Origin of the sequence: Shewanella sp. GD03713, assembly GCF_029843705.1 — a bacterium.
Taxonomy (GTDB): domain Bacteria; phylum Pseudomonadota; class Gammaproteobacteria; order Enterobacterales; family Shewanellaceae; genus Shewanella.
Genome location: NZ_JAOCIW010000001.1, coordinates 505,847 through 531,525 on the forward strand (window position 1 = coordinate 505,847; position 25,679 = coordinate 531,525).

Below are 25,679 nucleotides of genomic sequence, written 5' to 3' on the forward strand. Positions count from 1 at the left end.
AAGGGTCCGTTTTTTTATGCTGTGACTCAATGCTAAGCAGTGCGGGCTTAACGTCAACTCGGCTCGAGTTATGCCTTTCTCCCCAAACCTAAAGCCGAGGCATTACAAGGTGTTTACAAGCGGCTTTAGAACATAGGATATTGATTAACATCTAACTTTTTAAAACTTATTTAGCGAATAGCTGCGCTAAATCAAAGGCGTTTAACACAATTAAATGCATGCTATTGCTTACTTTAGCAACGGATAAAGCAAAGTGATATTTAATACTATTTGCAAATGAGATATGTTGCATGACGCTATAAGGGACTATGTAAAGCCGTTTATTTATTCAATGACAAAAGCCGTGGTAAGAGATGCGCATTGGCAACAAAATATTGGTATTTATTGCAGGATTCTGTTTGCCAGCGGTTGTGCTCGTGTCCTATTGCCTCGGCTATTGGTTCGATCATAGGGTTGAATTGCTGCGCCAAGATAATGTGCAGCATGAGCTGACTAATATCCAGCAACAGTTTCTCATCGATATCGACCGTTTAAGTTTTCTCACTAATATCTATGCCTCCCCGCTGTCTCGGGTCGATGGCGAACTGCTGCAATCCATCGAGTCATCATGGCTTGAGAGCGCCATGTCCGCCAATTTACACTGGTTTATTCTGCAGGGCGGGCAACTGCAAAGTGTTCTCGCCAACACCTCCAGTATTGCCTTAGCGACACAACAGCAAATTGCCGATGCGGTACTTGCCGCTGGTAAACCTAAAGTGGCTGGGGTGTATCTTGCGGGGGATGTTGGGCTTGTTGTCACCGCCGCAGCCGTCGCCCCCGAAGAATACGTGCTCTTGGTGCGCCAGTTATCGGCGCAGGATTTATTAGAATATGCCCAAGCGCCATTAGTCACTCAGGTGCAGATGAGTCGCAGCAACACTGCGGCCGCGAAAGATCGCCTCAGCTTTGTGCCAGTCCCGAGTTTGCAGGAAAACTCGCCATTGTATCTGCAGGTACAGTTCTCCTCTGAACCTTTCCAAGAAGTAAAACTCGACCTCGATTGGGTTTCGGTGGGGATTATTCTACTCGGCGTGATGATTGTTGCGCTGGGGTACATTTGGCTGCGCGCTGGCCTGTTAAAACCCTTTAAAAGCATGATGAAGCAGCTGGCATTAGTCGACCCTGCGGCCAGCGTGTATCGCCCTGTGAGCGGTGAAGGTAACGTCGAGTTAGAAGTGTTAGCCAGCCGGGTTAACAGCTTACTTGCCCGTATATACCAGCAGAAAGAACGCGGTAAGACTACCCTAGAGTCGATTGCCGAGGCGGTGATCCTGACTGATATCGATGCCAAAGTGATCTATATGAATCCCAAGGCCGAATCTTTGCTCGATGTTGCCAGCTGTTACGCCGTTGGCCAGAGCCTAGCGTCGTTATTAAAAGCGGGGGAGCAGTTAAATCAAGCGGTATTCCATTGTATGCGTTTGGGGGAGACTACGCCGCAAGTCGCCAAAATCAAGCTATTAACCGCCACGCCACGGATTATTGAACGTAGCATCAGTAACGTGTTGAATCATGATAAAGAAATTACCGGCACTGTGGTGGTGCTACGGGATATTACCCAGGAAGAGCTACTTAAGCACCAGCTGCAAAAACGCGCCAACTTCGATAGCGTGACAGGTTTGCTCAATCGGCAAGCCTTCGAGGAGCGGTTGCCGCAGTTTGCCAGTCAGGCTAAGCGCCTCGCGGTATGTTATCTGGATTTAGAGCAGTTTAAGTTGATTAACGACAGCTGTGGCCATGCCGCAGGCGATCGCATGTTGGCCATAGTAGCGCGGACGATTCAATCTTGCCTTGGGCCGCAGGCATTGCTGGCTCGCTTAGGTGGCGACGAATTTGGCTTAGTGATTTGCGATAGCACTGCGTTGGCCGTTGCCCAGCAGTTAAAACAAATTATCGCTCAGGTTTCGCTGCAGGTACTGCACGATAAAAACTGTAACTACAAGGTCGGCTTGAGTATTGGCGTCGCCTTTGGCCGTGCGCCCTATATCAATGCCTTGGAGCTACTTAAGGATGCGGATATTGCCTGTATTGCCGCTAAGGCCAAGGGAACAAACCAAATCCATTTTTACGATGATAAAGATAAAGAGCTGACCTACCAGCGCAACGCGCCCAAGTGGGCGGTGCGTATCGCGCAAGCGATTGAGGAAAATGAACTGCTGCTCTACTACCAACCGATCCGCGGTTTAGGGGCGAGTTCTAAACGGCAACGGATGGAAATCCTGCTCAGGATCCAAGAACCCTGCGGCCGTATTTTAGCGCCAGCACAGTTTATCGCAGCGGCGGAGCGTTTTAAGCTCATGCCTGAAATCGACAAAGAAGTGATACGTAAGGCCTTCTTATGGCTATCCTTAAATCCACAGTTGTGGCCGGATCACTGTATTTCAATCAACCTTTCAGGCAATAGCTTAGGTGCCGAAGGCATGGTGGAATATATCGCTTTGCAGCAACAGATTTTTGATATCCCAAGCCAATGTGTGTGCTTTGAAATCACCGAAACCACGGCGATTCAAAATCGTCACCGCGGCATGGAAATGCTCAGGCAGCTGCGTAAACTCGGGTTTTCTTTTGCGTTGGATGATTTTGGTAGTGGCTTTGCGTCCTATGGTTATCTGCGTGAACTGCCGGTGGACTATGTCAAAATTGACGGCTGTTTCGTGAAGAACCTCGCGGTCAACGCCAAGGATTACGCCATCGTCAAATCCATTCAGGACGTATGCCGCGTCATGGGGATTGAGACTGTGGCCGAGTTTGTCGAAAACCAAGAGATTATCGATAGATTACAGGCGATTGGGATTAATTACGCGCAAGGTTATGCGATAGGGCGACCGCAACCCCTGAGCAGTTATTGCGAGCCGCTTGGCGTGCCGCACGCTCAACGCGCATAGGGGATTGCGCTTTTAAGATGATTATGCCAATTTACTTCGGAGCATAATTAACACATTGGTAACAAGGGAATAGTTATGGATGGACTGACGGGTAAAGTGGTCATTATTACGGGCGCTTCGGAGGGAATAGGCCGTGCGCTGGCCATCGCCATGGCACGGGTGGGTTGCCAACTGGTGCTCAGTGCCCGCAATGAAACACGTTTAGCCTCCCTTGCCCTCGAAATCGCGAACTATGGTCCGACTCCCTTTGTATTTGCCGCCGATGTCAGTAGCGCCTCCCAATGCGAAGCCTTAATCCAAGCCACTATTGCCCATTATGGTCGCCTCGATATTCTAGTGAATAACGCGGGCATGACCATGTGGTCACGTTTCGATGAGCTTAATCAGTTGTCTGTGCTTGAAGATATCATGCGAGTCAACTACTTAGGGCCAGCGTATTTAACTCATGCCGCCTTACCCTATTTAAAATCGAGCCAAGGTCAGGTGGTGGTTGTGGCCTCGGTAGCTGGGTTAACGGGCGTGCCGACGCGCAGTGGCTATGCCGCTTCTAAGCATGCAGTTATCGGCTTTTTTGATTCGCTGCGGATTGAACTGGCGGATGATAACGTTGCCGTGACTGTGATTTGTCCCGATTTTGTCGTATCACAAATTCATAAGCGTGCCCTCGACGGCGAGGGTAAGCCGCTTGGTAAATCTCCAATGCAGGAAGCCAAAATTATTACCGCCGAGCAATGTGCGAACATGATGCTCCCTGTGATAGCGACCCGAGGTCGGCAGCTTATTACGTCGCTGCGTGGCCGACTCGGGCGCTGGCTAAAGCTGATTGCACCAGGATTAATCGATAAAATTGCCCGCAAGGCGATTGCGTCGGGTCATTAAGGCTTATTTGCCGCGATTAAGGTGTTTCACAATAGCTTGCTCTGCCTCGCTTTGGGTCGCCTTATCGCCATCGGCCTGAATATGGGCGGTGGCTTTGTGGCCGGTGAGATCCTCTGCGATATGTAACCAGTCTGGATGCCAGTAAAAATTCAGTCCCGATAGCGTCTGCCAATTGTGCACGCCAGACTTTTCTCCTTGATAAATAATGTCTTTGATTGAATATCCCATAAATAACCCCTGATATTTTTGTTGGGTCTAGATAGTGCACCCGCCAAAGGGGGACTTGTGTGCGTCAGCTCACGCTTTAGGGCAAAAATAAACCCCGCATAAGCGGGGTTTATTGGTGATGGGCTTAGGTGTCAGGCTATCGATATCTAAGACCCATTAAGGTTTAGCGCATTGGCTAGGTGAGCCTGTGCCTTTCCACAGAGTGCTACCATCGCTAACTGACAGAGGGATAAAGCTTAAGCCTTGGCTCATGTTCGCTGGTGGCAAATCGGTTTCAAGCTCATACATACCCATAGGGACCGCACCTTGGCTGGCGTTTGCCGCTACCTGCGCCGCGGCGAGGCTTGAGTAACGCAGGCCCAACATATCAAAATGGCTGCGCCAATCTTTGCCTGTGAGCTTACTCAGGGATACCAGCATAAAGTCATTGCCCGGAATATCCCTCACTGTTTTGCTGCCGTAAACGCTATGGCCCTCGTATGGGAAGAGTTCAAAGCCGAGTTTGCTGCGGTTAGCCTCCCAGTCGCTGGCATTATTGGCGTATTTGCCAAAGATGCGGCTGTGCTGATATAGCAGGGTAAAGATATTGAAACCATTGCTTAGGCTGGTACCGTCGTTAAGCGTCATGCCATGGGCTTTTAGCGCCATTTGGATGTAAAACGCCATGCGATAGCCGTTGTGTACCGCGTAAGCATTGCTGGCCCAAGGGGCGGTGTATCTGTCTTCGCCCACATCGAGCACTTTACAGTTGGCGCCAAAGACCACGCGTTTGCCACTGGTATCAGTGGTGCCTGCCGCATCGGACATAAACACATAGAAGAGATCTTTGTGATTCATATGACCATCGGTGATGCTGCTCGTGTTGCCGTCACGCAGATAATGGGTCTTCCACAACACCACATAGGGGAAAATATTGTTGGAGTTTTCCCCCGCGCGGCTGCCATAACCAGCCCAATTATCGCGATTGGCAGCAGTAGCGTATTGCACGTTCAGGCGGTTGGTTTGCAGATTGTGGCCGAGTTCGTGGTTATCTCCCCAACCCGTGGGCGAAATATTCCAAGCCGCATCCCATGGATTACCACTGCAACCCGAGCCGCAGTGGGCGTTTTGATCATAGTTAGCGTGTTGGATGATGCTGCGGGTATGCAGGCTAGCATCGGTGCAGTCTGCGCCAAACAGTGCCTGACAGCTTGCAAGCACATCCGAGGGGAGAGATTCACTTAAGCTCTTACCTTGGATTTTCAGCCCAGCGAGGGTATACACGCTGTTGATATGATCCTCGACAATGCTCTTGAGCAACGCATTGACATCCGGGAACTTACCGCCAATCGCATTCATAAAACGGTCACGGCGCAAATGCTGCTCGGCACCATCGGTGCGAAGATCCACATGGGGCAACTCGGTATTTTGGATCTTATCGCTAAAGGCCGTGATTTCAGCGGGATTAGAGAAATCCATAATGCTGGGGTGCTTGGCCACATTCTTGGCTTGCACATCGACACTGAGCGCACCGTCGCCACCACTGATATAGAGATAAATAGGGCCGCCATAGGGGGTTGAGAATTCAAGACTTTGCCCTTTGGCGAGCTTGAGGCGCTGCTGGGCGAGTTCCAGTGGCGCGCGATAAACCTTTTGCTCATAGGCGCGGTTAGTATTACGTCTATGATAATTCAGCTTAATTTCAACATTAGCATCAGTATTGTCTAAGCGGTTGAGTGTGATGGTTTGCCCGGGTAAGGCGTACCAGCCCGTTGTTGTCCACTGGCCGGAGTAAGGCACTGTGATGCTTTTACGTTCAGACACAGTTGCAGGGTAAGCGTAATGGGCATTGCTTCCCTTGCTCAGATTGGTCCTGTCGGTGACATACTCACCTAAGTCAGGTTGGGCTAGGTTGTGGGCGCGGGCGTAGCTGACACTCCAATCGGCAAACAAGGCTTGCTGCCACTGGGCGGATTCGCTGTAGGCGATGGGGTAATCAATTTCGGAGCGATACTTATCGGCGAGCAGTAACCCCGCTTTCATCAAGCTGAAATTCGAACTGTTAAAAGCATTGATATCATTGTTATCTAAGGTTTCGGCATTGCTGCGATACCAATCCGCGCCCGCCTTGAAGGTATCGACAAAGGCGCTGCTGTTACAGCTTAAATAGTTGCCGCTGCAGTCATTGAGCACTTGCGTATCGAAGCGTTGTTCGCGCAAATTTGCCAGCAGGGTGTCGACATCCGCGAGCGCCTTATCTTGCGCTAGGATAGTGTCGATACTCAGGTTATTGGCATTGAGTTTCGACCAATAGTTTCCTGCAGTAGAGAGCCCCATCTCAAGATAGAGTGGCGAGAGCATAGCGCTTTGTTCGCGTCGATAATTCGAGAGCAGCAGCGGGATCCCCGCTGCCTTGGCTTTAGTGATGGCCGCTTGAATGCCCGCGTAACCTAGGTTGTCGCGGTCAATATCGCTGATAACGATTAAATCGGGTTTTAAGGTATCGATACAGCTGGCAAGGGCGGTGTAATCACAGCTATTGGCGTCGTTGATGCTGTGGGCGTCGGGGTAGTACTTGCTTAGCCAAGTGCGGATCCCTTCGTTATGGGGGAAATACCAACTGTCGGCGCGACTTGGCATCTGTGCCGTGACTATGCTCAGGCCATTCTGCTGATCGCCGCCTTTGGTCAGCCATCCGATAAGGTTTTTCAGCAGCTTATCACTCTGATCCGAATTATTAACCGCAAACAGGTTGCCACCCATGGCGGCATAACGCTGGCCTTGTTGTTCGCCCGCCATCACTAAGCCGCGTACGGCGCTGGCGCCGCTGCCATCAACATTGGATGGCAGTAAGGTAAAAGTATTTTCCGGCATAAAGCTCGAAAAGGTGATGGAATCGTGGGTCGGATGCCAAGTGATGCTGTTACCGACACCTTGATAGAGTTCGGTGATTTTCGCTTTGCGGGCAGCGTCCACTTTGGCAAGTTCAGCAGTGCTGAAATCAATCAGTTCGTTAGAGCTGGCAAGGGTATGGTCTTGATGGCGAATGGCATTTTCAGCATTGCTGATAAAGCTTGGGGTAATTGTGCAATCGGCGCTTATCGTCGCAGTGATGTAGGTCTGTTCGGTCAGCGCACCGCCACAGCCGCTAATGCTATCCAGCACGAAACCGTTGTCGGCTTGAACGCTAAAGCTGGCACTTTTACCCGCATCGACCTTTTGGCTGCTAGGGATGAGCTTACCACCTGAGACTGAACTGGTACTCGCTGTATATTGAGTCACCGCGGGAGGTTGGACTGGCGGCTCCGGCGGGGGTGTTGTGCTACCCGAGTCCTCTGAGCCTCCGCCACAACCCGCGAGTATCAAGGCGATGGCGGCAGAAATGAGTCTAATCTCCATGGAGAATCCTTAGCATTTGTAGGTAGTTAACATTTGCGTAGCATTGTATAGGAATAATGCGGGTGAAAGTAGGTTTTGATTGTTTAAATCGATATAAATCATTAACTTAAAATTGACGCTCGTCAAATTTAAGTCATAAAAAAACCGGCGCATAGCCGGTTTTTTTAAATGAATTAAAGCTTAGCCCTGTTGTTCGCGGGCAATGGCGCGATAGCCGATATCGGTGCGGAAATACACGTCATCCCAGTGGATTTCATCAACCAGCAGATAAGCGGCTTTTTGTGCTTCGGTCACTGTGTGTCCTAGGGCTGTAGCGCATAATACGCGGCCGCCGTTAGTAACTACATGACCGTCTTTCATCTCAGTGCCTGCGTGGAAGACTTTGGCATCGTGATTACCTAGGCTTAAACCTTGGATCACATCGCCCTTGCGGTAGTCGTCTGGGTAACCGCCGGCGGCTAATACAACACCGACTGCGGCGCGTGAATCGTACTCGGCGGTAACTTTATCCAGCTCGCCACGGGTCGCGGCTAAACACAGCTCAACCAGATCTGACTTGAGGCGCATCATAATAGGTTGGGTTTCTGGGTCGCCAAAGCGGCAGTTGTATTCCAGTACTTTGGCGCTGCCGTCTGGTGCGATCATCAGACCCGCATACAGGAAGCCAGTGTAAACATTGCCTTCAGCGGCCATGCCATCAACCGTTGGGCGGATAACGTTAGCGATTGTCCAATCGTGCACGCTTTGGGTAACGACTGGTGCAGGGGAGTAAGCGCCCATGCCGCCAGTGTTAGGACCGTGGTCGGCATTATCACGGGCTTTATGGTCTTGGCTAGTTGCCATGGCGAGGATATTTTTACCATCGACCATCACGATAAAGCTGGCTTCTTCGCCTTTTAAGAATTCTTCGATAACCACGCGAGAACCAGCATCGCCAAACTTGTTGCCTGCGAGCATATCTTCGATGGCGGCGTCAGCTTCAGCTTGATCTTGCGCGATGATCACGCCTTTACCTGCGGCTAAACCATCGGCCTTGATTACGACTGGGTAACCTGTCTTGCCCGTTAGTTCACGCACGAAGGCTTTAGCATCTTGGATTTCGGTACAGTTTTTATAACCCGCGGTTGGGATATTGTGGCGTGCTAAGAAGTCTTTAGTGAACGCCTTAGAGCCTTCTAACTGTGCTGCCGCTTTAGTTGGGCCGAAAATGGGTAGACCCGCAGCATTAAAGGCATCGACCACACCCAATACCAGTGGCGCTTCTGGGCCAACGATGGTGAGTTCGATCTGATTGGTTTGAGCAAAATCGAGCAGGGCAGGAATGTCCGTCGCGCTGATGTTGAGGTTTTCTAACTTCGGCTCGAGGGCTGTGCCCGCGTTACCCGGAGCAACATAAACCAGCTCTACCTGTGGGGATTGTGCCGCTTTCCAAGCTAGGGCATGTTCGCGGCCGCCGCCACCAATAACTAATACTTTCATGTTAAGTCATCCCTTTGAGTTTTAAATTCTTGTGGTTAGATTTTTAGCGCTACAGAGTGCGATAAACGAAACAGCCAGCACATGGCGTGCTGGCTGTAGGTGGCATTAGTGACGGAAGTGGCGCATGCCCGTCATTACCATGGCCATGCCGTGCTCGTCGGCCGCGGCTATGATTTCAGCATCGCGCATTGAGCCACCTGGCTGGATGATGCAGCTGATGCCCGCCGCCGCTGCGGCATCGATACCGTCGCGGAATGGGAAGAAGGCATCGGACGCCATCACAGAGTTAACCACTTCTAAGCCTTCATCGGCCGCCTTGATACCGGCAATCTTAGCGCTGTAGACGCGGCTCATTTGGCCGGCGCCGACACCGATGGTCATACCGTCTTTAGCGTAAACAATGGCGTTAGATTTAACGAACTTAGCCACTTTCCAGCAGAACATTAAGTCCTTCAGCTCGCTCTCGGTCGGTTGACGCTTAGTCACGACTTTAATGTCATCTAAGCCAACCATGCCTTGGTCGCGGTCTTGCACCAGCAGACCACCGTTTACGCGCTTATAGTCTAAGGTCTTGGTCTTAGTATCCCATTGACCGCACTCTAACAGACGCACGTTGGTTTTCTTGGCCACTACATCGCGGGCAGCTTGGCTCACGACTGGCGCAATAATCACTTCAACGAATTGACGCTCAACGATAGCGCTAGCGGTTGCTGCATCTAACTCGCCGTTGAAGGCGATAATGCCGCCAAAGGCTGACGTTGGGTCAGTTTGATAGGCGCGGTTATAGGCATCGAGCAGATCTTTACCCAGTGCAACACCACATGGGTTAGCGTGTTTAACGATAACGCAAGCGGGTTCGCTGAACTCTTTTACGCACTCAAGGGCGGCATCGGTATCGGCGATGTTGTTGTAAGACAGTGCTTTACCTTGCAGTTGAACTGCAGTTGCGACTGAGGCTTCGTCGATCTTAGTGTCAACATAGAAGGCTGCAGTTTGGTGGCTGTTTTCACCGTAACGCAGATCTTGCTTCTTCACTAATTGAGTGTTGAAGGTGCGTGGGAACTTAGAGTCTTCGAAGCACTCATCAGTGCTATGCGCAGGAACCATAGTGCCGAAGTAATTGGCGATCATGCCATCGTAACCGGCAGTGTGTTCGAAGGCGGCAATCGCTAAATCGAAACGGGTCGCGTGAGTCGTGCTGCCATTGTTGGCGGCCATTTCGGCTAATACGCGGTTATAGTCGGCCGCATTTACCACGATAGTCACGTCTTTATGATTTTTCGCCGCAGCGCGCACCATAGTCGGGCCACCGATGTCGATGTTTTCAATCGCATCTTCTAAGGTGCAACCGGCTTTAGCTACGGTATCGGCAAAAGGGTAGAGGTTAACCGCAACCAGATCGATTGCATTGATGTTGTTGGCAGCCATGACATTTTCATCAAGACCGCGACGCGCCAAAATGCCGCCATGCACTTTCGGGTGCAGGGTTTTAACGCGACCATCCATGATCTCAGGGTGTCCTGTATAGTCAGATACTTCGATAACAGGCACGCCGTTATCCGCTAACAAGCGAGCGGTGCCGCCCGTTGACAGCAGTTCAACGCCTTGGGCGTGTAATGCTTTGGCGAATTCGAGAATTCCGGTTTTATCTGAAACGCTTAACAGCGCGCGACGAATGGGTCTGGCATTATTTGCAACAGTCATTTGGGTACAGGGTCCAGTTATTTTAGTTTCAAGGATCTTTCGGAAAACAGAACAACTTCTATCGGATTCTGCTTTCCAAAAGCCCCTTGGTCCTACTTATATTTTTTGTCCCAGCGTCAGGCGCGCGTATTCTACCGTAAAACTGGATTTACGGGTGTTTTTTCTGCGCGATTTCACAATATTGATATCAGAACAAAGTGCCGTGGTTTTTGACTGAGGGATAAATTTAAAAATAGCCCTTGACCTTGGAGTAGGCTCTAAGGTTTATACTCGCCCTATGATGTTGATTGTCAGCGAAGGTTGGCATGGGGCAAGCTAAGCTGCAAAGGATAGAACTATGTACCGCATTGGTGAGTTAGCCGATTTATGCGAAGTGAAAGCCGATACCCTCAGATTTTATGAGAAACACGGCCTGCTTTCGCCTTCGAGCCGCACCGACTCTGGCTATCGGGTCTATACCGATGCCGATGCCGCACGGCTGCGTTTTATTCTACGGGCGAAGGCGGTAGGTTTTAGCTTGAGTGAAATTAGCGAGCTGCTTTCTATCGAGTTGGATAAATCCAATTGGGCCTGTGCCGATGTGAAGGGCATGGTCGACGTTAAGTTGGCTCAGGTGCAGACTAAGATTGCCGAGTTGCTGCATTTTAAAACCAGTTTGCAAAAACTGTCGGATGCCTGCTGCGGCGGTCCGCGTAGTGCCGAACATTGCTCGATTTTAGAGGCGCTGGAGTCGAGCACAGAGCGAGTGCGTGTGGAGCACGACCATGGCCAAACTCCAGATGCGACAACCCTAGATAAGCCAGGGAATTAACTATGTTATTGAAGAATTTTATCGATCTGTTTTTAGATTCCGCCCCTTGGCTGCTGCTCGGCTTGATTCTGGCGGGCCTACTCAAAGTGTTTGTGCCCATGGCTTGGATGCAAAAGCAACTTGGCGGACATGGCTTTAAAACCGTGGTGAAGGCGGCGTTATTGGGCGCGCCATTACCTCTGTGTTCCTGCGGGGTAATACCTGCGGCCGTTGGGCTGCGCCGCTCTGGGGCATCGAAAGCGGCAACGACTTCCTTTTTAGTCTCGACTCCTGAAACTGGGGTCGACTCTGTAACGGTTTCTTACGTTTTACTCGGCCCTTTTATGGCGATAGTACGGCCGATTGCGGCGATCACCAGCGCTATTGTTGCGGGCCTTTTAGTCGGGCGAGATGATGACGATGGCAAACCTGCGGCTAAGGCCGAGGCTCAGTTAGACAAGGTTCAGTTAGACACGGCTCAGTCAGACAAGGCATTCGATAGTGCTACTCCTGTCGCTTCATGCTGTGCTTCAAAATCCCCGTCGGCGGAGAAAATGGTCAAAGCCGAAGCGGTAAAAAGCTGCTGTTCATCGACTAAGGCACCTGCAATCATGCCAGTTAAGTCTTCCTGCTGCGGCAGTGATAACGCGAAAGCGCCAGCAGCCGAGCCAAAAATCAAAATGACGCCGATGGCTACGCCAAGTCTAATGGCAACTGGCGGCCCAAGCATGGGCGCTGTCACTATGGTTAATGCAGCTAAGGTTAATGCTGCTAAAGCCCATTCCGTAAATGCAGAGAGTGCGGGATCATGCTGTGGCACTCAAACTGCCCTGCCTGAAAAAATAGTCGTAGTGAAGAAGGGCGCTTGTTGTGGTAGCTCAAGCGCGAAAACGGCTGACAGCCATCAAGCCGAAGGCGAGAGCTGCTGCGCATCTACACAGGATATGGCGACCGAGCTTAAGTCTGAGTCTGTGATTGCACGAGTAGGCATAGGTCTTAAATATGCGGCGACGGATCTGGTGCGTGACACCACACTCTGGTTACTGGTGGGCTTATTCTTCGCGGCCATAGTACAAACCTATGTTCCTGCTGACTTTTTAGCTAAGTGGGGCGATGGATTGCTGGCAATGCTGGTGATGGTGCTAGTGTCTGTGCCTATGTATATCTGTGCCACGGCTTCGACGCCGATTGCAGCGGGCTTGCTACTGGCGGGTGTCTCCCCTGGCGCCGTGCTGGTGTTTATGATGGCAGGTCCTGCAACCAATATCGCCACCTTAGGCGTGGTGACTAAGGAGCTGGGTAAGCGTGCGCTCTATGGCTATCTTGGCGGCGTCTTGGGGGTTGCCTTAGTTGCCGGCGCTTTGGTGAACTATCTGGTTGCTAACTTTGGTTTTGAGGTGATGCCGCAGATTGGTGAGCAACATCAAGTGTTGCCAGAGTGGCTAGTCGCTACATCAGGCATAGTGCTCGCACTGCTGATGGCGAAAGTGGTATTCGAGAAAATCCCAAGAAGCTGGCTGCGCCGCAGCGACTGCTGCTCATAGTGCTAACGCTAACTAAAAATCCCCAGCAATGACTGGGGATTTTTTTATTGTGACACTTCAATTGTACCGCTCACGCGGCAGGGTGACGCGTGACGCTCAGTCGTTTATTAGTTCGACTTTTTAGCATCGATAAAGGGCAGGGTGCCCGTTGGCAGCACTGTGGTGGGCAGCTTGCCATCCCACTTCTCGGCCTTGGTCAGTTCGACAAGGTTTTGATTTTGTGCCAGAGCCTCGGCGCGGCTCTTAATGGCAGACGCCTCTGCATCCCCTTTAATCCTAATACTTTCGGCCTCTGCCTTAGCGCGGGCGAGTTGCGAGTCTGCTTCTGCCTGCGCTTGGGTCACGGCGATTTGTGCGCTGACTCTTTCTTTCTCGAGGTTTTGCAGCTGGGTTTGTACCTCAACTTCGGCGCGCATTCTGTCTTCTACAGACTTTTCATAGGCGTTGGAAAAGTCGATATTTTCAATCTGCACTGAGGTGATTTCGATGGGGCCTTTGACCGAGTTAGTGATGGCGCTGGTGACATCTATACCGAATTTGATCCGCTCCTGCACGACCGAAATCGCAGTGTATTTACCAAAAATGTTCTCAACTTGCGTTGGCACTTGGCGGTCGAGCAGACGAGCTACCATGGCATCGATACTCTTAAAGTTGGCATACACTTCTTCGACGCGATCCGGCGGCACGTTGAAGGTGACTGAAGCATTGAGGGTCGCGGGTTGCTGATCGCGGCTATAGGCTTGTAATGAGCTGTAGCTGGTGGTGTGGGTTTGGGTTGAGATTTTCACTACTGTATCGAACAGTGGCATTTTAAATCCGAGCCCTGGCTCGGCGGTGCCGATGATCTTACCGTTACGTAGAATCACTCCGCGCTCACCTTGGTCGACCGTGTACCAACTGCCAAAGAGTGAAATAAAGAGGATCAGTAAAATCACCAGGGGGATGATTTTAGAGAGGCCAATAGAGCTTGGCAGGTTAAGTTCAGTTTTTATCATGTCGCTTCCTTTGCTGATATGTTGCGATGGCGAATTTATTGGGGCGGAATACGGTTTAGTTTTAATCACTTGGCGTTACATTTTGCAGCAAAATGTATCTTAATGGTTAACGTGAGGCAACAAGACTGCATTGGACTTGTCGATGTGTGAGCCAGATGTCATTGCTTATCCTTACAGTGTAAATGTTATTGCGAACTATTCTCATCAAAGTTAGAGTCCCGAAATTAACTCAATTTTCTATCATGTCGCCCCGTTATTGCTTTGTGGGAATCAGGCGGAAAGGCGATAGATTTCAGTGGGTTTAATTGTGCTAACACTTTGTCTTGAGAGGATAAATCCCCGTGTTGCAACTCATCTTTTTGTTGTCGACGCTGACGGCTTGCCTGTTGTGTTATTTGACCAATAAGCAGCAAAAACGATTAGCTCGCCCTTTGCCTAAGCGGCCTTGGCGGTTACTTGCCTATGGGCTTGCCCTCGCCAGCTTGATTGGTTGGCTGAGTCTGTTCACCTTCAGCGCCGCAATATTTCTCTGGATAGCCCTGTTGATGTTGCTCTCGGGCTTAGTGCCTTTTATCTCTCTTATCGGTCGGAAATAAGCCATGGCGCGTTTAGCTGAACAGGACAAGTTACAACCCGACTGGTGGACTAAGTCACTAGCAGGATTGATTTTAGGCTTCACTTTGGCGCTTGGATTAGTGGGATTATTTGCCTGGTTTGGTCCGGGCGGAATCGATGCTGATACTAAGGTGCAGGTCAATATGTGGTTGATCGCGCCCATTTGGTTATCTGTCTTAAGTTTGAGTTTTCTCTTTAAAACAGGACTCAGAGCCATTGGCTATTTAGGCCTGCTTAACATTTTGACTTATATAGTTTTATATACCTTTAGGTGATAAGGGATGAAAGTTCGCAGTGATGTGTTACGGGTGTATCAGTCTATCCATATTTGGACTGGGATCATCGCCGGAATAGTGTTGTTTATCGGTTTCTATGCCGGATCGCTCACTATGTTTAAAGGCGCGATTGACGCTTGGTCAATGCCGCCCTCAGTGACTTTGCCGCAAGTCTCTGCCGATAGGCTCGATGAGTTAGTGTCGCAGGTGTTAGCGCGGGACGATAAGGCGAAAAACGGCTTTAGTTTGCACTTGAATGATGAGCATCAGTCGCCGATGACTTGGTATCAGCAGGGCTCGGAGCGTGAACTCAGCATGAGTAATCAGCTTTGGCATGCTAGCCTCGACGAGCAGGGGCAATTAGTGACTCAGCTAAGTACCCCAAGCGAGCTGGCCGAGCTGATTGACCAATTACACCGCACTGCGGGGATTGCCGGTGAAGTGGGCCACGATCAAGCGGGTGTCTATGTGCTCGGCGTCGCCGCCTTCTTATACTTCTTGGCACTGGTTTCTGGAGTGATTTTCTTACTGCCCACCTTAACTAAAAGCTTTTTCGCCCTGCGTAAAGACAAGGGCGAAAGCCGTTTCTGGCTCGATGCCCACAACTTAGTTGGCATTACTAGTTTGCCATTTCATCTGGTGATCAGCCTGACCGTGATAGTGTTTGCCTTCCATGATCAGCTTTACGATGGGCTCAAGCAGGTGGTTTACGGTGAAAAACCGCTGTTTGCCCAACCCGCACCCGACAGAACGCCCTATACGCTCGCCGATTTGCCTAAGATCAGCACGGTTCTGACTAAGGTGCAGGAGCTCGCCCCCGAGTATCAAGTGCATGAAATGACCTTTATGAACTTGAATAATCCCCGTGCGACCTTGCGTTTAGGCCTGTACAACCCTAACGGCTTTATGCGCGGGCCAGTTACCGATTACTTATATCTGCACCCCTATAGCCTTAAGATAACCAACAGCACCATTGACCAGAGTGATAAGGGCATTTGGGCCAGAACGGTGGCGGTATTCTTCGGGCTTCACTTTGGCAGTTACGGGGGCGATCTTGGGCGCTGGGTGTATTTCTTTTTAGGCTTGAGCGGCGCTTTTTTATTTTACAGCGGTAACTTGCTGTGGCTGGAAAAGCGACGTAAAAAACAGGCGAGTGAGCAGACGCGTGCTTGCCGATTAATGGCGAGCGCCACCGTGGGGATTTGCTTAGGTTCGGTTGCCGCTCTGGCGGTGAGCATGCTGCTAGGGAAATGGTTCTACTCACAGGTGAGCAATATTAATCATCTCTATCTGTGGTTGTACTATGTCGTCTTCGTCGCCTTAGTGGCTTATGCCTTTTGGCGCGGCGCGGCGAGGGCGGCACTGCTGATTTTGCCTCTGTGCGCCTTGGCGACTCTGGCAATGCCTATTACCTCTGTGATTGGGCTGTTAGTGCCGAATCTTGGCTTATGGGCGCCCCATTCGGCGGCAACGCTTGGGGTCGAACTGGTGGCGCTCGGCTTTAGTGGGCTGTTCTACTATGGATACCGACTCACGCGCCATCGCGTATTCAATGGCCCGCAGGACAGTGTCTGGGCTATTCCCAGCAAGGGGCTGGTGGCTGAAGAAGCTAGGTTAAAAACAGTCTAAAAAATGGGCGCCCTTATCGGCGCCCTTTTTGTTACTGAGCAATAGGCCTTAAGCTTTTGCCGTCGGCAAGCGAGGTTTGCTTCGCACCAGTAAGTGCGCGCCAAGGTAACAAGAAGTCAGCACAAAACTGGCGGCTAAGTAGAGTAACAAGCCATGCTCGATATGATTAAAGCGACTCGCTGCAACCGGGCCGATAACCGAACCTACGGAATAACTGAGCAACATAATCTGAGTTGCAGACACAATTTGGCTGCTGGGCAGATGATCACAGGCCAGACTGATGGCGATAGGGTAGAGGGCAAAGGCGCAGGCGCCCAGCAACACAAAGCCTAACCAGAGTCCAACGAGGGATTTCTGTGTCAGTAAAAAGAGTGCCGCTGCGCCAATTAAGCAGAAGGCAGCCATTAATACACTTTTCTGGAAGCGTGGAGATAAATAGCTCACTAAGGGCTGGACTATCATGCCGCCCATAATGATCAGCGCCATAAATTGCCCCGTCTGCTGGGCAAATCCCATGTCCTGCGACACATAAACAGGCAATAGGCCGTAAATAGGGCCGAGCAATAATCCCGAGACTAAACAACCAACCACGGCGGGTTTACTCAGGTTTTTAAGATCCGATAGGGCAATCGAGTGTTGCTCGCTCGATTGTGGTTGACCGCGTTTGACTAAGAGCGCGGGTAAACTGGCGGCGGCCAGTAAACCTATCACCACTAAATAGGGAAGGTTGCCCGTGGTACCTAAGTAATCGACCGCGAGTTGTCCTATTGCCGTGCCGCCGTAGAGGGCGGTCATGTACAGGCCTAAGCGTTTGGCCCGTTGTTTTTGGGTGTCGGCCATCAGCAACCAAGATTCGACTACCACAAAAATCCCTGCCACCGCGACACCAGCAACGAGTCGCGAAGCGAGCCAGATACCGCCCTGTGGCAGCAGTACCATGACCACAACGCTGCACAATAAGATATTGAGAAATAAAATAAAGGCCTTGCTGTGTCCAATACGTGCCACGATTGGCGCGATGCAAGGTGCGCCCAGCAATAAGCCTAGGTAGAAAATACTCGCGAGCCATGGTGCGAGATCGGGGCTGAGCTCAAAGTAACTGAGTGACAGCGGGATCAAACTCATCAAATAGCCCGAGGCGAGGGCAAATAGGCTTAAGCCAGCAACAGGCACAAACAGCCCTGGCTTTTGAGTCGATTGAGTTAATGCACTATTTTCCACAAGCGGTACCAAAATGGATAAATCATTAGCGGGAGGTGAGATTACGGGCGCGACTTTAGGCCGAATTTTGTGCAGGGTAAAGTGAGTTAGATTGACTGAGATGGTGAATAATATTTGTGTTTATTATTCATAGAGATAATGAGCTTTAAATGTTACAAACTTGCGATTTTGTTGTGCGTTTTTTCGGCGTTGAATGAACGGTTATTAAACATGTCGGGTAATTATACTTGAGTGCTGTTAAACATCACTACACGATTTCTCCCCGCCAGTTTTGCCTGATACAGCGCCTTATCCGCGCGGCGCAGCAGGGATTCTGGCGCCTCATCTAATGGGCTCATCGCGGTAAAGCCGATACTGACACTGACGCTGAGCTGTACATCATCATAGTCCATGGCGGCCTTGGCAATGGCTTCCCTGATATCGTTAAAAAACTGCAGGGCATCATAGCCAGTTTGCTCGAGGAAGATTATCGCAAATTCCTCACCGCCGATCCGAAAGAATTTACCTGGACTCGTCATCAGCGTTTCGGTAATCGCGACAATCCGCTGTAACACATAGTCCCCTGCGGTATGGCCAAATTGGTCATTGAGCATCTTAAAATGATCTATGTCCATCAAAGCAAAGTAAAAGGCTTGTCCCTGTTCATGGAACACCGCGATGGCTTGTTGGATTTTTTGGGTAAACACCCGTCGATTGGCCGCGCCTGTTAAATGATCCGTTGAGGCAAGGTATTCGAGTTCTTTCAGTTGCAGACGCAGGCTGATGTTCAGGCTAATCCAATTGGCTAAGCACTGTAACTCTAAGGCGTGTAAATCGGTGTAATAATTGGATTGTTGATGGGCGACATTAAGTGTGCCCAAACAAATATCCCCATAGAGTAATGGGGCGTCCATGCAGGTATTCATGCCGCTCTGGGCAAGCATGATGCAGTCCAGATCTGCGGATGTCGTCAGAACATCGCAAATCAGTACTGTCTTGTTAGTGAATACGCGACCAACAAAGGTGTTAGCAATCGGGACTCTAAAGTCGAGTGGAATAGCCTTATCGCCACTGATGGAATAGATTTTTAGGTAGTCGGCATCGTCCTTTAAGGTGATGCTGACTCGTTGTGCATCAAAGAGTTGATAGATCCATTGGGAAACCGTATCGAGCACTTCTTGGAGTGAGGTCGCCACGGTAAGCGCCTGCACAAATTCCACGGGGAAGCTAATCTGATGTTCCTTGGCACTATCAGATAAACTCAAGGGGTTAAAATATCTGTCCATCGCTATCCCCTCCCTTAAACGCCTTTGGTCATTTAAAGCAACATTTTAAATGCCTAAATAAGGTTCTAGCTGCAATATAGAGTGAGTTTGCACGCTCTGCAATCTTTGTTGGTTTTAGGTTAAAGAATCTCTTATTTGCATTCAAGCTGACACAACTTGATAGCGCCGCACGAAGGGGGAGATAGCTTGAAAATCGGCGTCATCTCGGGGCTCAGACGGTTTTTGTTCGGCGAGCCGTTAAATTGAGTGGTTGTTTAAATGTGAATAAATTGGAAAATATGCGGCGATTGTCTTTGGTGGAATCTTTAGTTGCAAAAGTGTAAATAATTTAGATATTTTGGTTTTAACTGCTGTTTTTAAGATTAAATTCAGTCTTTATCACTTGGTTGAAAACTAAAATTTGACGTGCGTCACAGTTTTAAACATTTATTCAATTACAGCTTTGGCAAACTTTTGCGGTATTTTTGTGCGTTTGAAAATTTTGTACATAAGTTCAGATCAAAAACAGGTGATTTTTATCTCGAAAATGGCATTTTTGCGCCTTTTGTCTGCAGTGTTTGTGGTTGCTTGGTGGCAAAAGCACAAAATAAACTGCTTTGCCAAGTGTGACCTATGCCCTAAATTTGCCTAAAAAAATAATGGTATGAAGGTTGTCACCATGTCCTTAGAGCAATCAACGTCGGTTCCCCCCAATCATTCGCCCGCGAATGCCGGGCTTGAAAAGAAAAAAATGCTGATCTTAGTGGCGGATATTCTGCTGCTATTCGCGCTGTATTACGGTTTACCCTTTGACCAAGGGGTCAATACAGGGCTGGCTATCTTAGTGTTCGCCGCCATCTTGTGGTTAAGCGAAGCGATTCACATCAGTATCACGGCGATTTTAGTGCCGATTTTGGCGGTATTCTTTGGAGTGTTTGAAACCAAAGAAGCCATGAGTAACTTTGCCAACCCGATTATCTATCTGTTTTTCGGTGGCTTTGTATTAGCTGCGGCGCTGCACCATCAAAAGATCGATACCCTGATAGCGCAAAAATTATTACTGGCCTCCAAGGGTAAACTCAGTATTGCCTGTTTAATGCTGTTTGGCGTGACGGCGTTGCTGTCTATGTGGATCAGTAACACAGCAACCACGGCGATGATGTTGCCACTCGCGCTGGGGATTTTGCAGCAGCTCGATCGCAAGATGTACCACAGCACTTATGTGTTCTTGCTGCTTGGGATTGCCTATTCCGCCAACATTGGTGGCATTGGTACCTTAGTCGGCAGCCCGCCAAACGCGATTGCCGCGGCGCAGGTCGGCCTAAGCTTTAGCGACTGGCTGAAGTTTGGTATTCCTACGGTGATCTTGATGTTGCCTATGATGCTTTTGGCACTCTACTGGTACTTTAAGCCGGATCTATCTGCGCAATGTAAGTTGGATGTTGAAGAACAAAAACTGACTTTCCAAGGCAAACTCACCTTAGTTATCTTCCTCGCGACGGTTTGTTGCTGGATTTTCAGTGTGCCGCTGGCCAAAGCGCTCGGTGGGATCACGCAATTTGATACCATAGTTGCCCTTGGTACTGTGGTGTTGCTGGCGGGACTCGGGCTTGTAGGCTGGAAGAAGATCGAATCGACCACAGATTGGGGCGTATTGATCCTGTTCGGTGGTGGTTTAACCTTGAGTGCCGTGCTCAAAAGTACCGGTACCAGCGTGTTCCTCGCGCACTGGATGACGGATATTTTTGGTAGCACCCATATGTCGCTGTTTGTGTTCGCGGTAATCGCCTTTGTGGTGATGCTGACCGAGTTTGCTAGTAATACCGCAAGCGCGGCGCTGTTAGTGCCGGTATTTGCGGCGATTGCCGAAGCATTAGGGGTATCGCCAGTGATGCTCTCAGTGCTGATTGGTATTGCGGCTTCCTGCGCCTTTATGTTGCCTGTGGCGACGCCGCCTAACGCCATTGTTTACGGCTCTGGCCATATTAAGCAATCGGAAATGGTGCGAGTGGGTATGATAGTTAACTTCCTCAGCATGATAGTGCTGGGCATTATTGCCCACACCTTCTGGGAAGTGTAAACGCGCCTGATTCATCCAAAAAATACCCAGCTAGGCTGGGTATTTTTATGGGCGCAACTATAGATTCTAACAATAACTCTGCAGCCATTGGTCGAGCGCCGACTTGGGTAAGGCGCCCGCTTGCTGGGCGATAACATGCCCCTGTTTGAATATCATCAGCGTAGGGATAGAGCGGATCCCAAATTGCGCCGCCAACGCCTGTTGCTCCTCGGTATTAATCTTGCCGAAGCGAAATTGTGGTTCCCATGCTTTGGCTGCCGCCGAAAAGGTGGGCGCAAAGCTTTTGCAGGGGCCGCACCAGCTCGCCCAAAAATCAACAACAATTGGCAACTCTGACTTGTGAGCATGATTGATAAAATTGGCGCTCGTGAGCTCAATGGGCGCCGCCGCAAACAGATTCTGTTTACATTTGCCGCAGGTAGGCTGCTCGGTTAACCGCTCTTGGGGCACGCGGTTTAAGGTGTCACAGTGGGGGCAGGCGATAATCATGGAATGGCTCCTTAGCTCAATGCATGCTGTAGATATGGGGACGCCGTGGCAAATTTAAAGGGAGGTAAAGGCGTATCGAAACCTGCACCACAAAATGGGGGAGCTGCACCGACAAGCTCGGCTGGCGATGTTAGAATAGACACTTTGATGGATCACTTGTATGTAAGTGAAGACGAAGAGATTAATTAAATGACTGAATTAGAAGTTGTCGATCTGGTTATCGGCGAAGGAAAAGAGGCCGTAAAAGGCGCGTTGATCACCACTCAATACCGCGGTTTTTTACAGGACGGCACTCAGTTTGATTCCTCCTATGACCGTGGTCAGGCATTTCAATGCGTGATTGGCACTGGCCGAGTGATTAAAGGTTGGGATCAAGGACTGATGGGCATGAAGGTTGGCGGAAAACGTAAGTTATTCGTCCCTGCGCATTTAGCCTACGGCGAGCGCCAAATTGGTGCCCATATCAAGCCAAATTCTGACCTCACCTTTGAGATTGAATTGCTTGAAGTGCTCACCCGCGATTAAGCGTCAGCTTGATGGGGTCAGCATCTGGCTGACTCCTTTGTGTGGCTTGCCTGCTCCCCTTTAGCTTTATCCTTTTTACTATGTCCCTTCGGCTTTAACTGTTTTACACTGGACGAAAATCCTCCAACCTAACAACAGAGACTTTTCGTGGTAGCGGATTCTGCAGCACAAATAAAGCAACTTCAGGCCGAAATCGCCGAGCTTAAACGTGAAAATGCGCGGTTAACGGCGCTCAATAATCGCGCCGAAGAAAAACTCTTTGCCGCCCTCGATGGCAATGGCTTGTGTTTGTGGGAGCAGCATGTTCCCAGTGGCAATCTCACCCTGTTCAATGTGAAGTGGGGCGAACTGCTCGGCTTTAGCCGCGAGGAGCTTCGCGCCCATGTCGACAGCTGGAAAAGCAAACTTCATCCAGAGGATAAAGAGTGGGTAATCAAAGCCTTTGAAGATCATGTGAATGGCAAGGCCGATTATTATCAGGTCGTACATCGCATGCTGCACAAAGATGGCAGCATCACTTGGGTGTCGGATCGTGGCCGCATTGTTGAGCGTCTACCCGATGGCACGCCGCTGCGGATGATGGGCAGCCATATCGATATCACTCAAGAAAAGCGCTATGAGCTGGATTTAGCTCGGTTAGCCCATAGCGACCCTCTCACCAACTTGATGAACCGCCAAGCCATCACCACGGCCTTCGATGAGTTATTGCAACCCGGCCAGCGTGGGGCGTTATTCTTTATCGATCTTGATGGTTTTAAAGCCTTAAATGATCACCATGGCCACAAGTTTGGCGATAACTTATTGGTGCATGTGGCGCATTCATTAGTGGAGCATTCGGGCGCACAGGCGAAGATCGCGCGGCTCGGCGGGGACGAGTTTGTGATTGTCCTGCCCACTTCAGATATCGAAGTCTTAGGCATGCTCGCGCAATCCTTGTTGGATGTTTATCGACAACGTTTCTTACTCGATGGTTGCGAGGTGGCGATTAGCCTGAGTATTGGTATCGATATTTTTGAGTATGGTGATCGTTTTGCTCAAAGCTGCGATCGCGCCGATGCCGCTATGTATCGTATTAAACACCAAGGGAAAAACGGCTACAGCTTCTCTCGGGATGAGAGCGCTATTGACCGTTAATCGGCGGCAGATGCGCCTAGCTTGCGCGTTTTTATAAAGTGATATTTCACAGCTGACAGCCCCACACCTCAACGGCGGCATCGTGTGTGTTCGGCGGGCCAATCCAATGACTCATAGCTTGGCACTGCGTCTCCCCCAAAGCCTGAGTGAAGCACAGCTCAAAATCCCCAGCCTCGGGTGTGCGCCCTAAGTGTAATCTCGGCAGCACGGGCAACTTAGGTTGATAATGCCAACTGCCATTGCTAAACACAGCGTCATCGGGGATTTCCATTCCCGCGCCCGTGCCTTTGACTCTGGCCTCAGTGAGTTGTAATCCTTGAGTGGTGACTTGATAGTCTTCTTCCCAGCGGATTTTTTCTATGCTGTGGTTCCACGCCAGGGTGAACTGCTCTGTGGGCACTTGCGCCCACAGAGTGCCCGCTAGGCCTAAACATAGACCTAGCATCTTAATGCCTTACTTTTGCATACACTCAAAACCTTACCCCTGCTCGGCAAGACGTTTCAGTTTGCGTGCTCTTAGGCTGTGCTGCACGATAAAGAGTAGCGCCAGACCAAAGCCGATTTCATCACTGAGTGGTGTGGCAAGGATTAAACTGGCTCCGGCGAGGAAGCCGATAACCCGTTCCCACCAATAGAGTTTTTGCAGTAAGAAACCGGTGAAGATCACGCCCCAGATACCAATACCTACGGTGGCTTTTAACATCACAAAGCCGATGGCAAGCCAGCTATCACTTTGTAGCATAAGCGCCGGATCGTAAACCGCCATAAAGGGGATCACAAAGCCAGCGATAGCGATGCGAATCGCCCATAGACTGATCTTCAGCCCCGATTCTTTTGCGATTGGCGCGGCGGCAAAGCAGGCCAAGGCGACGGGAGGCGTGAGGTCGGCCATAATCCCGAAGTAAAACACAAACATATGGGAGACGATCAGCGGCACACCTAAGTCCAGCAGGGCGGGGGCGGCGATCGAGCTGGTAATAATATAGTTAGGGATACTTGGGATACCCATGCCCAACACCATGCAGGTGAGCATAGTTAACACCAACGAGAGGAAGAGGTTATCTTGACCCACGGCGAGGATGTAACTGGCGAAGGTTGAGGCAATCCCCGTTAGCGAGACGATACCGATAATCACCCCAACCAGAGCGCAGGCAATCCCCACGGGCACCGCATGGCGAGCACCATCGACTAAAGCGTGCAGGCAGATGGTCAGGGTATCTTTGCCCCCTTTGATAAACCAGCAGACAGCGACGAGTAAGGCGATGACCCCGAAGACGACGGCGATTCCCATCTGGAAGAAGCCGGCACACAACACCCCAAGGGCAATCCAAAAGGCAAAGCGCATCGCATTAGAAGGTAGGCGCAGCACAATCGCAGAGCCTAAGATCACAATCGAAGTCAGCGCTAAACCGACCATGCCGGAGAAGAGCGGCGTACGTCCCGAAAACAGCAAGTAAATCAAAATAAACAGTGGGATCAGCAGATACCAGCGCTCCTTCACTGCCGCCCAAGGATCGGGGCATTGATCCTTAGGCAAACCGCAGAGATTGGCGCGTTTGGCTTCCAGATGCACCATCCAGAACACTGAGCTGAAATACAATAACGCGGGGATTAACGCCGCTTTAGCGATTTCAATAAACGGCACGTTAATAGTTTCGGCCATGATAAAGGCCACCGCGCCCATGATGGGCGGCATAATTTGGCTGCCCATACTGGAAGTGGCTTCTACACCGCCAGCAAAGGCGGGGCGGTAGCCGAAGCGCTTCATCAAGGGGATGGTAAATTGCCCCGTGGTCACCACGTTGGCAACGCCCGAGCCCGTAATTGTGCCCATCATCGCCGAAGATACCACGGCCACTTTCGCCGGGCCGCCGAGTTTATGGCCGAATAATCCCATCGCAAAATCGGTAAACAGACGGATCATCCCCGCCTGCTCTAAAAAGGCACCAAAGAGAATAAATAGGAAGATATAGGTAGCCGACACATAGGTTGGTGTGCCGTAGAGCCCTTCGGTACCGAAGGATAACTGATTGATAATTTGGTCCACGCCGTAGCCACGGTGCATTAAGTCACCGGGGAGATATTGGCCGAATAAGCCGTAGGCCAAGAAAATACAGCAGATAATCGGCAGTGCCCAGCCCATCACCCGCCGCGCGGCTTCAAACACTAAGACAATCAGCACCACGCCAATCACCATATCGGCATCGGTAAGTTCACCGGAGCGCTGGATCAAATCGGCCTCAAAAAACCATTGATAGGCGGCCGTTGCCATGCCCGCAAGGCCAAGCACCCAGGCTAAGGGTTGCCAAGGGCGAGACTTGCCCACCGCCGGATAACTTAAAAATACGATTAACAGTAAAAAGCCAACGTGGGTTGCCCGCAAAACTTGGGTCGATACGGGATGAAAGGCGGCGGTAATGATTTGAAAAATAGAGAAAAGTAGCGCGGTATAAAACAGCGCCTTGGGCCAGTCACTGGTCTTGGCGCCTAGTCCTTGTTCGGAATAGCTCATATTTATGCCTCACAGCATTAGACTACAGAGGGCG

The 25,679-nt window shown here is 50.5% G+C and carries 20 protein-coding genes; 10 read left to right on the forward strand and 10 right to left on the reverse strand.

What is annotated here, in order from left to right:
• Positions 1-353: 353 nt before the first annotated feature.
• Together N5E87_RS02310 and N5E87_RS02315 are read left to right on the forward strand one after the other, a co-directional pair.
• Positions 354-2,924, forward strand: a complete 2,571-nt coding sequence (locus N5E87_RS02310; protein WP_086903795.1) for an EAL domain-containing protein — start codon at positions 354-356, stop codon at positions 2,922-2,924.
• 75 nt (positions 2,925-2,999) lie between these two features.
• The gene (locus tag N5E87_RS02315) at positions 3,000-3,803 is read left to right on the forward strand and encodes an SDR family oxidoreductase (protein WP_086903796.1); all 804 of its coding nucleotides are present in this window, start codon (positions 3,000-3,002) and stop codon (positions 3,801-3,803) included.
• A gap of 3 nt (positions 3,804-3,806) precedes the next feature.
• Here N5E87_RS02315 and N5E87_RS02320 read toward each other — a convergent pair whose 3' ends face one another.
• The 4 genes from N5E87_RS02320 to purH form a co-directional block, all read right to left on the reverse strand.
• On the reverse strand, positions 3,807-4,031 hold the full coding sequence (locus N5E87_RS02320; protein WP_086903797.1) for a hypothetical protein: 225 nt from the start codon (positions 4,029-4,031) through the stop codon (positions 3,807-3,809).
• A 156-nt stretch (positions 4,032-4,187) separates the two neighbouring features.
• Positions 4,188-7,409 carry an ImpA family metalloprotease gene (locus N5E87_RS02325; protein ID WP_086903798.1) on the reverse strand — a complete coding sequence of 1,074 codons (3,222 nt, stop codon included), beginning with the start codon at positions 7,407-7,409 and terminating at the stop codon, positions 4,188-4,190.
• A gap of 180 nt (positions 7,410-7,589) precedes the next feature.
• Entirely contained in the window at positions 7,590-8,888 is a 1,299-nt protein-coding gene (gene purD, locus N5E87_RS02330; RefSeq protein ID WP_011715652.1) for a phosphoribosylamine--glycine ligase, read from the reverse strand.
• Between the two features lie 105 nt (positions 8,889-8,993).
• Positions 8,994-10,592: a bifunctional phosphoribosylaminoimidazolecarboxamide formyltransferase/IMP cyclohydrolase gene (purH, locus tag N5E87_RS02335; RefSeq protein ID WP_086903799.1), complete on the reverse strand. Its 1,599-nt coding sequence runs from the start codon at positions 10,590-10,592 to the stop codon at positions 8,994-8,996.
• A gap of 337 nt (positions 10,593-10,929) precedes the next feature.
• Between purH and zntR the strand changes: the two genes are divergently transcribed.
• On the forward strand, positions 10,930-11,403 hold the full coding sequence (zntR, locus tag N5E87_RS02340; protein WP_086903800.1) for a Zn(2+)-responsive transcriptional regulator: 474 nt from the start codon (positions 10,930-10,932) through the stop codon (positions 11,401-11,403).
• A 2-nt stretch (positions 11,404-11,405) separates the two neighbouring features.
• Complete coding sequence (locus tag N5E87_RS02345) at positions 11,406-12,926, forward strand: permease (protein WP_086903801.1); 1,521 nt, start codon at positions 11,406-11,408, stop codon at positions 12,924-12,926.
• Positions 12,927-13,033: 107 nt separating this feature from the next.
• Here the strand turns inward: N5E87_RS02345 and N5E87_RS02350 are convergent, their stop codons facing one another.
• Positions 13,034-13,921: an SPFH domain-containing protein gene (locus N5E87_RS02350; protein WP_086903802.1), complete on the reverse strand. Its 888-nt coding sequence runs from the start codon at positions 13,919-13,921 to the stop codon at positions 13,034-13,036.
• Positions 13,922-14,262: 341 nt separating this feature from the next.
• Between N5E87_RS02350 and N5E87_RS02355 the strand changes: the two genes are divergently transcribed.
• Genes N5E87_RS02355 through N5E87_RS02365 form a run of 3 tightly spaced genes read left to right on the forward strand, consistent with a single transcriptional unit; the run spans position 14,263 to position 16,440 of the window.
• On the forward strand, positions 14,263-14,517 hold the full coding sequence (locus N5E87_RS02355; RefSeq protein ID WP_086903803.1) for a hypothetical protein: 255 nt from the start codon (positions 14,263-14,265) through the stop codon (positions 14,515-14,517).
• 3 nt (positions 14,518-14,520) lie between these two features.
• A complete protein-coding gene (locus N5E87_RS02360; RefSeq protein ID WP_086903804.1) occupies positions 14,521-14,811 on the forward strand; it encodes a hypothetical protein in 291 nt (96 codons plus the stop codon).
• Between the two features lie 6 nt (positions 14,812-14,817).
• Positions 14,818-16,440: a PepSY-associated TM helix domain-containing protein gene (locus N5E87_RS02365; protein WP_086903805.1), complete on the forward strand. Its 1,623-nt coding sequence runs from the start codon at positions 14,818-14,820 to the stop codon at positions 16,438-16,440.
• A gap of 48 nt (positions 16,441-16,488) precedes the next feature.
• Here N5E87_RS02365 and N5E87_RS02370 read toward each other — a convergent pair whose 3' ends face one another.
• Both N5E87_RS02370 and N5E87_RS02375 read right to left on the reverse strand, forming a co-directional pair.
• A complete protein-coding gene (locus N5E87_RS02370; protein WP_086903806.1) occupies positions 16,489-17,661 on the reverse strand; it encodes an MFS transporter in 1,173 nt (390 codons plus the stop codon).
• Positions 17,662-17,882: 221 nt separating this feature from the next.
• On the reverse strand, positions 17,883-18,926 hold the full coding sequence (locus N5E87_RS02375) for a sensor domain-containing diguanylate cyclase (RefSeq protein ID WP_086903807.1): 1,044 nt from the start codon (positions 18,924-18,926) through the stop codon (positions 17,883-17,885).
• Between the two features lie 658 nt (positions 18,927-19,584).
• Here N5E87_RS02375 and N5E87_RS02380 point away from each other — a divergent pair.
• Positions 19,585-20,985, forward strand: coding sequence for a DASS family sodium-coupled anion symporter (locus N5E87_RS02380; RefSeq protein ID WP_086903808.1), 1,401 nt, complete (start codon positions 19,585-19,587; stop codon positions 20,983-20,985).
• 66 nt (positions 20,986-21,051) lie between these two features.
• Here the strand turns inward: N5E87_RS02380 and trxC are convergent, their stop codons facing one another.
• The gene (trxC, locus tag N5E87_RS02385) at positions 21,052-21,474 is read right to left on the reverse strand and encodes a thioredoxin TrxC (protein ID WP_086903809.1); all 423 of its coding nucleotides are present in this window, start codon (positions 21,472-21,474) and stop codon (positions 21,052-21,054) included.
• Positions 21,475-21,663: 189 nt separating this feature from the next.
• On the opposite strand from trxC, the gene N5E87_RS02390 reads away from it, so the two are divergent.
• Together N5E87_RS02390 and N5E87_RS02395 are read left to right on the forward strand one after the other, a co-directional pair.
• Complete coding sequence (locus N5E87_RS02390) at positions 21,664-21,999, forward strand: FKBP-type peptidyl-prolyl cis-trans isomerase (protein WP_011621259.1); 336 nt, start codon at positions 21,664-21,666, stop codon at positions 21,997-21,999.
• Positions 22,000-22,146: 147 nt separating this feature from the next.
• Positions 22,147-23,133, forward strand: a complete 987-nt coding sequence (locus tag N5E87_RS02395; RefSeq protein WP_086903810.1) for a sensor domain-containing diguanylate cyclase — start codon at positions 22,147-22,149, stop codon at positions 23,131-23,133.
• Positions 23,134-23,179: 46 nt separating this feature from the next.
• Here N5E87_RS02395 and N5E87_RS02400 read toward each other — a convergent pair whose 3' ends face one another.
• Positions 23,180-23,578: a DUF1850 domain-containing protein gene (locus tag N5E87_RS02400; protein ID WP_086903811.1), complete on the reverse strand. Its 399-nt coding sequence runs from the start codon at positions 23,576-23,578 to the stop codon at positions 23,180-23,182.
• Positions 23,579-23,611: 33 nt separating this feature from the next.
• Complete coding sequence (locus N5E87_RS02405; RefSeq protein WP_086903812.1) at positions 23,612-25,645, reverse strand: TRAP transporter permease; 2,034 nt, start codon at positions 25,643-25,645, stop codon at positions 23,612-23,614.
• Positions 25,646-25,679 lie beyond the last annotated feature (34 nt).